This is a genomic window from Bradyrhizobium sp. PRIMUS42 (genome assembly GCF_023006515.1).
Classification (GTDB): Bacteria; Pseudomonadota; Alphaproteobacteria; order Rhizobiales; family Xanthobacteraceae; genus Bradyrhizobium.
On sequence record NZ_JALBGZ010000137.1, the window covers coordinates 1 to 11,227 of the forward strand.

12 protein-coding genes are annotated in these 11,227 nt (G+C 64.3%); 8 read left to right on the plus strand and 4 right to left on the minus strand.

Annotation, left to right across the window (positions count from 1 at the left end):
* Positions 1–140 (plus strand): DUF6481 family protein (locus MOV75_RS42945; protein WP_369010459.1); only part of this gene is annotated, 140 nt, incomplete at its 5' end.
* Between the two features lie 123 nt (positions 141–263).
* Here the strand turns inward: MOV75_RS42945 and MOV75_RS13435 are convergent.
* A complete protein-coding gene (locus MOV75_RS13435) occupies positions 264–509 on the minus strand; it encodes a pentapeptide MXKDX repeat protein (RefSeq protein ID WP_036027965.1) in 246 nt (81 codons plus the stop codon).
* A 331-nt stretch (positions 510–840) separates the two neighbouring features.
* On the opposite strand from MOV75_RS13435, the gene dctP reads away from it, so the two are divergent.
* From dctP to MOV75_RS13450, 3 genes are read left to right on the plus strand one after another with little or no spacing between them, the layout of a single operon-like run.
* The gene (gene dctP, locus MOV75_RS13440) at positions 841–1,863 is read left to right on the plus strand and encodes a TRAP transporter substrate-binding protein DctP (RefSeq protein WP_246927888.1); all 1,023 of its coding nucleotides are present in this window, start codon (positions 841–843) and stop codon (positions 1,861–1,863) included.
* Entirely contained in the window at positions 1,860–2,414 is a 555-nt protein-coding gene (locus MOV75_RS13445) for a TRAP transporter small permease (RefSeq protein WP_246927885.1), read from the plus strand. Before dctP ends, MOV75_RS13445 begins: the two co-directional genes overlap by 4 nt.
* Entirely contained in the window at positions 2,411–3,769 is a 1,359-nt protein-coding gene (locus tag MOV75_RS13450; RefSeq protein WP_246927883.1) for a TRAP transporter large permease, read from the plus strand. The genes MOV75_RS13445 and MOV75_RS13450 overlap by 4 nt, the downstream gene beginning before the upstream one ends.
* A gap of 164 nt (positions 3,770–3,933) precedes the next feature.
* On the opposite strand, the gene MOV75_RS13455 is transcribed toward MOV75_RS13450, so the two are convergent.
* The gene (locus tag MOV75_RS13455) at positions 3,934–4,617 is read right to left on the minus strand and encodes a GntR family transcriptional regulator (RefSeq protein ID WP_246927881.1); all 684 of its coding nucleotides are present in this window, start codon (positions 4,615–4,617) and stop codon (positions 3,934–3,936) included.
* Positions 4,618–4,845: 228 nt separating this feature from the next.
* Between MOV75_RS13455 and MOV75_RS13460 the strand changes: the two genes are divergently transcribed.
* From MOV75_RS13460 to MOV75_RS13475, 4 genes are all read left to right on the plus strand, one after another.
* Complete coding sequence (locus MOV75_RS13460; RefSeq protein ID WP_246927897.1) at positions 4,846–5,454, plus strand: TRAP transporter small permease; 609 nt, start codon at positions 4,846–4,848, stop codon at positions 5,452–5,454.
* On the plus strand, positions 5,454–6,719 hold the full coding sequence (locus MOV75_RS13465; protein ID WP_247005936.1) for a TRAP transporter large permease: 1,266 nt from the start codon (positions 5,454–5,456) through the stop codon (positions 6,717–6,719). Before MOV75_RS13460 ends, MOV75_RS13465 begins: the two co-directional genes overlap by 1 nt.
* 23 nt (positions 6,720–6,742) lie before the next feature.
* Positions 6,743–7,726 carry a TRAP transporter substrate-binding protein gene (locus MOV75_RS13470; protein ID WP_246927876.1) on the plus strand — a complete coding sequence of 328 codons (984 nt, stop codon included), beginning with the start codon at positions 6,743–6,745 and terminating at the stop codon, positions 7,724–7,726.
* 74 nt (positions 7,727–7,800) lie between these two features.
* Complete coding sequence (locus tag MOV75_RS13475) at positions 7,801–8,727, plus strand: dihydrodipicolinate synthase family protein (RefSeq protein WP_247005937.1); 927 nt, start codon at positions 7,801–7,803, stop codon at positions 8,725–8,727.
* Between the two features lie 96 nt (positions 8,728–8,823).
* Here MOV75_RS13475 and MOV75_RS13480 read toward each other — a convergent pair whose 3' ends face one another.
* Both MOV75_RS13480 and MOV75_RS13485 read right to left on the minus strand, forming a co-directional pair.
* Positions 8,824–9,744 carry a hydroxymethylglutaryl-CoA lyase gene (locus MOV75_RS13480; RefSeq protein WP_246922556.1) on the minus strand — a complete coding sequence of 307 codons (921 nt, stop codon included), beginning with the start codon at positions 9,742–9,744 and terminating at the stop codon, positions 8,824–8,826.
* Between the two features lies 1 nt (position 9,745).
* A partial coding sequence (locus MOV75_RS13485; protein WP_247005938.1) for a biotin/lipoyl-containing protein occupies positions 9,746–11,227 on the minus strand: 1,482 nt, incomplete at its 5' end.

The window sequence follows — 11,227 nt, forward strand, 5'->3', positions numbered from 1 at the left end:
CGGAGGAAGCGGCAGCCGCGGAGGCTGCGCGGATCGCCCGCGAGGCGGAAGACGCGGTCGCCAAGCTGGCTGAAGTCGAGGCCGAGCAGAAGGCCAAGCGTGACGCCCGCTACGCCGCCCGCAAGGCCAAGCGCAAGTAACGATCACACCTCACGTTCAATTGAATTGAACTGATACCTGCTTCTGGGGCGGTCCACGACCGCCCCAGGGAAGTTCGAGACCGCGCGTCTGCGTATCGCAAACGCTGCAGCGCCGGTCGAAGATCAGTTCTTCTTCATCATCCCGTCGTCTTTCTTCATCCCGTCCTTCGACATGTGGTCCTTCTTCATGCCGTCATCCTTGGACATCGTGTCCTTCTTCATCATGCCGTCCTTGGACATCGTATCCTTCTTCATCATCCCGTCATCCTTGCCCATCTTGTCCTGAGCAAAGGCGGCCGGCGCAAACGCGAGGCCAAGCGAGAGAGCGGCAGCCGAGACGCCGAGCACGATACGGGTGCGAATGGTCATGGATCATCTTCCCTTCGAGGTGGTGTTTGTCAGCGACGGACGCCGCTATTCAATTTCGACGGATGGACGGCCCGCCTTGTTACGCCGCCGCCGATAAATTTTGGCGATCCCGCTGCGATCCGTCGTTCGGACGAGCCAGGGCCTGCAGCGGGGATCGGAAGTGTGCAGCGCAGCACGTCCAGCACTTGCCGCGGCATTCGGTCTCGAACTATCAGATGAGAGATCATCGGGCGAAAGACCGGCTAGGATGGACCTACGCGCCGGTCTCGGAAACCCAGACCAATCACGCCAAACAAGAGCCGTTCAAAGAACCGCCCAAGGGGATCAGATCATGCTCACGCGCCGCCATCTGCTCGCGACCGCTGTCGCCACACCCGCCATTCTCCGCTTCGGCACCGGCACCGCACAGGCCGCCACCACGCTGAAGATCTCGCACCAGTTTCCGGGGGGCACCATCGACAAGGGTGATTTCCGCGATCGGCTCTGCCGCATGTTCGCCGCCGAAGTTGCCAAGCGCAGCAATGGCGACATCGCCGCCGAAATCTATCCGAACTCCTCGCTGATCAAGACCAACGCGCAGTTCTCCGCAATGCGCAAGGGCGCGCTCGACATCTCGCTCTATCCGATGCCCTATGCCGGCGGCGAGCTGCCCGAGACCAATATCGGCCTGATGCCCGGCCTTGTGACCACCTACGACCAGGGCCTGCGCTGGAAGAAGGAACCGGTCGGCAAGGCGCTGACCGATTTCCTCGCCGATAAGGGCATCATCCTGCTCTCCTGGGTCTGGCAGGCCGGCGGCGTCGCCAGCCGCTCCAAGCCGATCGTGGCGCCGGAAGATGCCAAGGGCCTGAAGGTGCGCGGCGGCTCGCGCGAGATGGACATGGTGCTGCAGACCGCCGGCGCCTCGGTGCTGTCCGTGCCGTCGAACGAAATCTACGCGGCGATGCAGACCGGCGCCTGCGATGCCGGCATCACCTCCTCGACCAGCCTGATCTCGTTCCGTCTGGAAGAGGTCGCCAAATCCCTGACCTCGGGTGCGGGCGCCTCGTACTGGTTCATGCTCGAGCCGCTGATGATGTCCAAGGCGATCTTCGACAAGCTGCCGAAGAACCAGCAGGACATCCTGCTCACGGTGGGCACCGAACTCGAAGCCTTCGGCCGCAAGGGCGCGCAGGACGACGACGTCGAGGTCGCCAAGGTCTACGAGAAGGCGGGCGCGAAGGTCTCTGCGCTCGACGCTGCGACCGTCGGCAAGTGGCGTGACATCGCGCGCGACACGGCGTGGAAGGATTACAGTGCCAAGACCACGACCGCGGCAAACCTGCTCAAGCTCGCCACCGACGTCGCGGCATGAGCCACGGTCCGCTTCCGGATCGTGATGACCCGGCAAACGCTGTCGCGGGCACAGGCCCTGCGGCAGCGATCGATCGCGGCCTTGCCATCCTCAACACCATCATCGTGGTGTTCGCAGCGGTCGCTCTGATCGCCGCTTGCATGATCCTGAGCTACAGCGTGCTCAGCCGCGCGCTGTTCAAGGCTGCCAATTACTGGCAGGACGAGGCCGCCGTGTTCCTGCTGGTCGGAGCGACCTTCATGACGGCGGCCTATGTGCAGCAGAACCGCGGCCATATCGGCATCGAGGCCTTCGTCGGTCTGCTGTCGCCGCTGGCGAACAAGATCCGGCTCTGGCTGGTCGACGCTGCCACGTTCCTGTTCTGCGCCTTCTTCGCCTGGAAGTCCTGGACACTGGCCCATGAAGCTTATGTCGACGGCCAGGTCTCCAACTCGATGTGGTCGCCGCCGCTGGCGATCCCCTATTCGCTGATGGCACTTGGCATGAGCCTGCTCTGCATCCAGATCCTCGTGCAGCTTGCGCTGCCCTTCACCGGAGCCAGGCGTCCATGAGCGTGTTCGGTATCGGCGTTGCCTACGGCGTTGCGACGCTGCTGATAATGTTCTCGGGCATGCCGATTGCGTTCGCGCTCGGCGCGGTCGCGGTCGTGTTCATGGCCATCTACATGCCCTCAGCCTCTCTCGATACGGTGACGCAGAACGTCTACGAGGAAATGGCCTCGATCACGCTGCTGTCGATCCCCCTCTTCATCCTGAAGGGCGCCGCGATCGGCAAGTCGCGCGCGGGCCAGGATCTCTATTCGGCCCTGCATGCCTGGCTGCATCGCGTGCCCGGCGGTCTCGGCGTTGCCAACGTGTTCGCCTGCGCGCTGTTCGCGGCAATGGCAGGGTCCTCGCCCGCGACCTGCTCGGCGATCGGTTCGGCCGGCATCCCCGAGATGCGCAAGCGCGGCTATTCCGGCGGCTTTGCCGCAGGGATCATCGCCGCCGGAGGCACGCTCGGCATCCTGCTGCCGCCCTCGATCACCATGATCCTGTTCGCGGTCGCTGCGGAAAAGTCGCTCGGGCGGCTGTTCCTCGCCGGCATCGGCCCCGGCCTGCTGCTGGTCTCGCTGTTCGGCGCTTACGCCGTGATCCGCTTCCGCCAGGAATATGCCGCGGCCGAAGAGATCTACAAGAACGGCGGACCGGAAGCCGCGATCCTCGCCCGCGACGAGTATACGCTGGCCGAACGCTTCAGCGTGCTGCCGCGCGTGATCCCCTTTGTGCTGCTGCTGACCGGCGTCATGATCGCGCTCTATGGCGGCTACGCCACGCCGTCGGAAACCGCCGGCCTCGGCGGGCTGCTGGCGCTGGCGCTGATCGCCGCGATCTACAGCGTGTGGCGGCCGAGCGACCTCGCCCCGATCATGAAATCGACGATCCGGGAATCGACCATGCTGATGATGATCATCGGCATGTCGCTGCTCTACTCCTACGTGATGAGCTATCTGCACATCTCGCAATCGGTGGCAGAATCCATCGTCGCGATGCACCTGCCGCGCTGGGAGCTGCTGTTTGCGATCCTCGTCATGGTCGTCGTGCTCGGCTTCTTCCTGCCGCCGGTCTCGATCATCCTGATGACGGCGCCGATCATCCTGCCGCCGCTCCGCGCCGCCAATTTCGACATCATCTGGTTCGGCGTGGTCATGACCATCGTGATGGAGATGGGGCTGATCCATCCGCCGGTCGGCCTCAACATCTTCGTCATCCGCAACGTCGCGCCCGACATCCCCCTGCGCGAGGTGATCTGGGGTACCCTGCCCTTCGTGCTGCTGATGATGCTCGCGGTGCTGCTGCTGTGTTTCTTTCCGGCGATTTCGACCGGGCTGCCGGACCTGGTGATGGGGCCTGACGGAAGCAGGTAGAGGCAATCACAACTGCCGTAGGGTGGGTTAGACCAGCGGCCGCGCAAAGCGCGGTCCGCAGGGCGGCAAAGCTTCCGTAGGGTGGGCAAAGCGCAGCGTGCCCACCACTTCCATCGCGATGGCGGACAGAAGGTGGGCACGGCGCAAGTGCGCCTTTGCCCACCCTACGGTTTCTCCTTCCGCCGCGCTTTCGGCGCGTTCGCCACCACCTGCAACAGATCCTTGCGCACCGCCTCGATGTGCCGCTCCAGGAAGCGGCAGGCCTCGTCAACCTTCTGCGCGCGGCAGAGCGCGATCAGATGGGCATGCTCCTTTTCCGCTGTCCCCATCGCCTTGGTGTTGGAGAGCTGGAGGCGGGTGTACCGGTCGCTGGTCTGGAGTAGCGACAGCACGATTGCACGGGTGCGCGGCTGCGCGGCGTGCACGTAGAGCGCCATGTGAAAGTCGGCGTTGAGCTGCCCCCATTCACTGACATTGCGCGCCTTGATCGCCTTCTCGAAGCTTTTGTGAATATCGTCGAGCCCCTTGAAATCCTCTGCCGTGAAACGCGGCGCCGACTGCGCCAGCAATCGCGGCTCCAGGATACGGCGCAGGTCGAAGACATCGTTGATTTCGTCCAGCGACAGCTCCGAGACGATGGCGCCCTTCTGCGGAACGATGCGCACGAGGCCTTCTGCCTCCAACTGAAACAGCGCTTCGCGAACGGGGATCCGGCTGACGCCATAGGCCTCACCGAGCGCATCCTGGCGCAGTTGCGATCCGGCCGGATAGGTACCGTCGAGGATCGCCTGGCGGAGCTGATCGACAATCGCGGCCGACAAGGTGCGATGCTTCAGAGGCTGTTTCATCTGACCTTCTGTTGTCCTTCCCGACTCGTTCGGCCGACGCGGTCCCTGTCTTGCATGTCGAGGTGCCCGGCAAAAGCCGAGCCGCCACAAAAGAAGTGCCCAGCAAAAGCGCGCCCTGCTGCCGAATTGATCGCAATCTCTGTTTGACTCCCAAAATGTATAAATTATACATTTGGCAATCGCACGACAAATCTTCGGGGTTGGGGCCTCTTCATGATCGAGCAGACGATGCCGGCCACGCGCGCGCTCAGCGTCCGACGTACGATCGTCCGGATGTCGAGTGCCCTGCTCGCTTTCGAGCGCCTGGCGCTGATGGGTCTGATGTATCTGCTCACCGGTCTGATCCTGGTGAACGTCGTCACCCGCTACTCGCGTTTCCCGATCTACTGGATCGATGAATCCGCCGTCTATTGCGTGGTCTGGCTGACCTTCATCGGGGCGTCCGCGATGACGCGGCTGCGGCTCGACTTCGCGGTGACCATGTTGACGGAGCGTCTTTCGCCGCAGCACCAGAAGCTCGCCAAGGTGATCTCGACCGGCCTCGTCGTCGTGTTCGGCGTCGCCCTGATCGTGACCTGCGTGCTCTGGATGGACCCGGTGGGGCTGGCACGCGTCGGCTTCGACGGGCGCAAGCTCGCGGCTGAGACCTTCAACTTCCTCTATACCGAGCACACCCAGACGCTGAACTGGCCGACCTGGATGATGTACCTGACGCTGCCGATCTTCGCGGTGTCGATGACCATTCACGGTCTCGCCAATCTCTTGGAAGATATCGGGCTGGTCCCGCGCACGCCACTGACGGGCTTTCAGCTCTCCGAGCTGGATGGGGTCAACTGATGATCACATCTGCGGCCTTCATGGCGTTCATGCTGGTCGGCGTGCCAATCGGGCTGTGCCTGTGCCTCGCCGGCCTTGTCTACATCGCCGCATCCGGCAACCCGGTGCTGTTCCAGTCCTATCCGCTCCAGCTGTTCGGGGGCGTCGACAGCTACGGCCTGATCGCCATCCCGCTCTTCATCCTGATCGGCGAGATCATGAACGGCGGCGGCATCACAAGGCGCATCGTCGACATGGCGATGGCCTTCGTCGGCTCGCTCAAGGGCGGGCTCGCCTACGTCAACATCCTCGCCAACATGTTCATCTCCTCGATCCTGGGATCGGCCACCGCGCAGGTCGCGATCATGGCCCAGATCATGGTGCCGGAGATGGAGAAGAAGGGCTACGACAAGACCTTTGCGGCCGGCCTCACCGCCTATGGCGGCATGCTCGGCCCGATCATCCCGCCGTCTGTGATGTTCGTGGTCTACAGCGTGCTGGCGCAGGTCTCGGTCAGCGACATGCTGATCGCCGGGATCGTGCCGGGCGTGATCCTCACGGTCATGTTCTGCCTCGTCATCGCGCTGATGGGATACATCTACAACTATCCGCGGGCGGACTATCAGACGCCGCGCCAGCGCGTCATGACGATCCTGCGGACGTCTCCGACGCTGCTGATCCCGATCGTCATCGTCGGCACCATTCTCGGTGGCCTCGCCAATGCGACGGAATCCGCCGCCGTCGGCGCGGTCGCCGCAGCCCTGGTCGGAAAGTTCTGGACCAGGGAGTTCGAGTTCTCGCAGCTGCCGCAGATGATGCTGCGCAGTGCCATCTATTCGGCGATCGTGCTGTTTCTCGTCGCCGCCGCGGCCGTGTTCTCCTGGGTGCTGATCTTCGGCAAGGTGCCGCAGGAAACCGCCAGCTGGATCCAGTCGGCCGCCAAGGACCCGATCAGCTTCATGCTGATCTGCAACGTCATCCTGCTGGTGATCGGCACTGTCATCGACGGCATTCCCGGCCTGATCATGACGGTGCCGATCCTGCTGCCGGTCGCGACCGAGGTCTATCACATCGATCCCAGGCATTTTGGCGTCGTGGTGGTGATCAACCTGGTGCTCGGCCTGCTGTCGCCGCCGGTCGGGCTCTGCTTCTTCGTCGCGGCCGCCGTCACCGGCGCCAAGCCCGGCAAGATGTTCATGGTGACGCTGCCCTTCTTCGTCATCTCCTGCGTCCTGCTGGTGCTGCTCTCGCTCTATCCGTCGCTCTCGCTGATCCTCATCAAATAGGCCCATCCAAAAGGAGCCCGACCATGCCGCTTTCACGCCGCCGCTTTCTCGCCGCCAGTGCCGCCGCATGGGTGTTCGCGCCGTCGCTGGCGCTCGCCCAGGCCAAGGAATTCCGCCTCGGCCTGATCACGCCGAACGGCCATTCCTGGAACAAGGCCGCGCTCAAATTCGGCGACGATCTCAAGGCGGCATCCAATGGTCGCCTGACATTGACCGTGTTCCATTCCGGCCAGCTCGGCAATGAGACCGCGATGATGCAGCAATTGCAGTCCGGCGCGCTCGACATGGGCTTCATCCAGGCCGCCGAGCTTGGGTCGCGCGTGCCGCACATCGCCGCGATCAACGCGCCCTACATCGTCCGTTCGACGCCGTCGGTCGCGAAATTCGTGCGGCATCCGGCGGCGGTGAAACTGTTCGACGTGCTGCCGCAGGAGACCGGCACGATCGGGCTCGGCTGGGGCATCACCGGCATGCGCGCGGTGTTCTCCTCAAGGGACCTGAACACGCTGGCCGACATCAAGGGCATGAAGCTGCGCATCAACCCGACGCCGGTCTATCGCGATTTCTATTCCTCGCTGGGTGCTGCGCCCACCCCGATCCCGACGCCGCAGGTGTTCGACGCGATGGCCAACGGCCAGGTCGACGGCCTCGAGGCCGATCTCGAATTCTCCTGGAATCAGCGCTTCGACAAGGTCTCCAAGGTAATCCTCCAGATGAATGCCGTCTTCATGCCGATGGCGGCCGTCGTTTCCGGCCGGGTCTGGCAGTCACTGCCGCCCGCCGACCGCGAGCTGATCACCAAGCTGGTGAAGTCGACGCTGGACGCGCAGATCGACGAGCTTGCCGGCAACGAGCCGGCGCTGATCGAGAATTTCAAGAAGGCGCCGATCCCGATCCGCCAGGTCGACGCAAAGGATACCGAGGCCGTCATTGCCGAGTTCGACAAGATCTGGCTGCCCAAGGCACCCGTTCTCGCCGAGCTGCGCAAGGTCGGCGCGACGCTCTAATTCCATTCGCCATCCTCTTCACAACGACCCGGCGGATCCAGCCCCCCGCCGGCAACTTCACTTGGAGTGAAATCATGACCCGCCACGTTTCCTGGGAAGGCGTCTTCCCGGCCGTTACCACGCAATTCAATGACGACCTGTCGCTCAATATCGACGCAACTGCCAAGGTGATGGACGGGTTGATCCGCGATGGCGTCTCCGGCCTGATCGTCTGCGGCTCCGTCGGCGAGAACACGTCGCTTGAGCGCAAGGAGAAGGTCGCGATCATGGAAACCGCGAAGTCGGTCGCGGCCGGCCGCGTGCCCGTGCTGTGTGGTATCGCGGAATTCACCACCGCTTTCGCGGTCGAGACCGCCAAGGAAGCCGCGCGTGTCGGCATCGACGGCGTGATGGTGATGCCAGCCCTGGTCTATTCGTCCAAGCCGCACGAGACCGCCGCGCATTTCCGCGCCGTCGCCACCGCGACCGACCTACCGGTGATGCTCTACAACAATCCGCCGATCTACAAGAACGACGTCACCCCCGACATCCTGGCCTCGCTGGCGGACGTCGAGACGGTCGTCTGCTTCAAGGATTCCTCCGGCGACACCCGGCGCTTCATCGACACCCGCAACATGGTCGGCGACCGCTTCGTGCTGTTCGCGGGGCTCGACGACGTCATCGTCGAGAGCGTCGCGATGGGCGCGGTGGGTTGGGTCTCGGGCATGTCGAACGCGTTCCCGCGTGAGGGCGAGACGCTGTTCCGCCTCGCCAAGGCGGGGCGCTTCGCCGAGGCGATGCCGCTCTACGAATGGTTCATGCCGCTGTTGCATCTCGATGCGCGGCCGGACCTCGTCCAGTGCATCAAGCTGTGCGAGCACATCATGGGCCGCGGCACCGCGCTGACCCGCCCGCCGCGCCTGGCGCTGCTGCCGCAGGAGAAGGCCGAGGTCGAGGCCATGATGGCCAAGGCGCTGAAAAGCCGGCCGCGTCTGCCGGATGTGGGGCTCAAGGCGGCCTGACGGGAGGTCTCGTAGGATGGGCGAAGCGAAGCGTGCCCACCACCTGTCTCGATCATCGAAAGATGGTGGGCACGACGCTCCGCGCCTTTGCCCACCCTACAAAGCTGAAGTCGCGGCCCGCTTCTTCTTCGCATTCAGCGCGGACGCCACCCGGCTCACGGGCGGCTTGCCCAGCAGGCCGCTCATCTCGTTGGTCGCGGCCAACAGCCGGTCCATATCGATGCCGGTCCTGACGCCCATGCCTTCGAGCAAATAGACGACGTCCTCGGTCGCGACATTGCCGGTCGCGCCCGGTGCATAGGGACAGCCGCCGAGGCCGCCCGCGGCGGCATCGATGACGCGGACGCCCTCCTCCATCCCCGCATAGAGATTGGCGAGCGCCTGGCCGTAGGTGTCGTGGAAATGCATGGCCAGCTTGCCGGTTGGGATATTGGCGGCAACCGCGCGCAGCATCTCCTTGGCCTTGGCAGGCGTGCCGACGCCGATGGTGTCGCCGAGCGAGATCTCGTAGCAGCCGAGTTCGAACAGCGTGCTCGCGAGATCGGCGACCGCCTTTGGCTTGATCTCGCCGTCGAACGGGCAGCCCAGCACGCAGGAGATATAGCCGCGCACCTTGACGCCATCGGCCTTGGCGCGCGCCAGCACCGGCTTGAAGCGCTCGATGGACTCCGCGACCGTGCAATTGATATTGGCACGGGAAAAGCCTTCGGAGGCCGCAGCGAACACCGAGACCACTTTCGCGCCGGCGGCGCGCGCGGCGTCGTAGCCCTTCTCGTTCGGCACCAGCACGTGGAATTCGGCACCCGTCACATGGGCAACGCCGCGCAGGACGGCGTCCGAGCTCGCCATTTGCGGGATCGCCTTGGGCGAGACGAAGGCGCCGACCTCGACCGTATCGAGACCGGCCGCAACCAGCGCCTCGATGAAGGCGATGCGGGCCTCGACGCTGACCGGAACCTTCTCGTTCTGGAGCCCGTCGCGCGGGCCCATTTCGACGATGCGGACCTGATCGCTCATGTCACTCTCCGGACGGCTCGACCACGGCGAGTTCGACACCCTCCTGCACGATGTCGCCGACCTTGCACTTGATCGATTTCAGCACGCCGGCATAGGGCGCGCGCAGCGTCTGCTCCATCTTCATCACTTCGAGCGTCAGGATCGGTGCGCCCTTCTCGAGCATTGCGCCCTCCTCGGCCAATACCGCGACGACCGTTCCCGGCAAGGGCGCTGCGATCTTGTCCGCGCCGGTCTGCTCCTCGCTCTCGCCGCCGAACGGATCGACCCAGTGCAGGTCGAAGCGACCGTTGCGCGTGCGCAGGTAAAGCTCATGGCCCGAGATCACGGCTGCGACGGACGATTTGACGCCATCAAGCGTCAGATCGAAGCCGCCGTCCTTCGGCGCGATCGCAAACGCCAGCTCGCGGTCGCCGATCACCAGCGTCGACGGCCCGCTGCCGTAGTTCAGCGCGATCTTCTGCTCGGGGCCGTGGCCGACGCGGAATGCGAAATTTCGTTGGCGCCGGCCGACCGGCTGCCAGCCAAACGTCTGCCAGGGTGAATTCGCCTGGGCCCGTGCGGCCTGCTGCTCGTCGTTGATGACAGCGGCCACGGCGGCGCATAGCTCCAGCTCGCCGGGCGCCGGCGCGGCCTGTGTCAGGACCGCCAGCTCGCGCTCGATGAAGCCGGTGTCGATCGCATTCGTCCGCACTTTCGGGTGCGTCATCAGCGCCGACAGGAACGGGACATTGGTGACGATGCCGCGAACGTCGGACTCTTCCAGCCCTCGGTTCAGCCGCTCGATCGCGACATCCCGCGTCGGCGCCCACGCGATCATCTTGGCGAGCATGGCGTCGTAATAGGGCGAGACGCTATCGCCCTCGCGGTAGCCGGCATCGATACGTAAGCCACCAGTCTCCGGCGGCAGACGCCAGGTCGATATCCTGCCGACCGACGGCATGAAGTTCTTGGTCGGGTTTTCCGCGTAGACGCGCGCCTCGACCGCGTGGCCGTTGAGCTTGATCTCGTCCTGCTTCAACGGCAGCTCCTCGCCGAAGGCGACGCGCAACTGCCACTCGACCAGATCGATGCCCGTGATCAGCTCGGTCACGGGATGCTCGACCTGGAGACGGGTGTTCATCTCGATGAAGAACACGTCCTTGCCGTCTGAGACGAATTCGATCGTGCCGGCACCGACATAGTTCACCGCGCCGGCCGCCTTTCGCGCGGCGGCGCAGACCGCCTCGCGCTGGGCCGCGTTGAGCGTCGGCGACGGCGCTTCCTCGATCACTTTCTGGTGCCGGCGCTGCAACGTGCATTCGCGCTCGAACAGCGAGAGCAGATTGCCGTGGCTGTCGCCGATGATCTGCACTTCGATGTGGCGGGGATTGTCGACATATTTTTCGATCAGCATACGGTCGTCGCCGAACGCGGCTTTTGCTTCCCGCTTGGCGCTGACGATCGCGGGCCCAAGTTCGTCCGCCGAGCGCACGATCCGCATGCC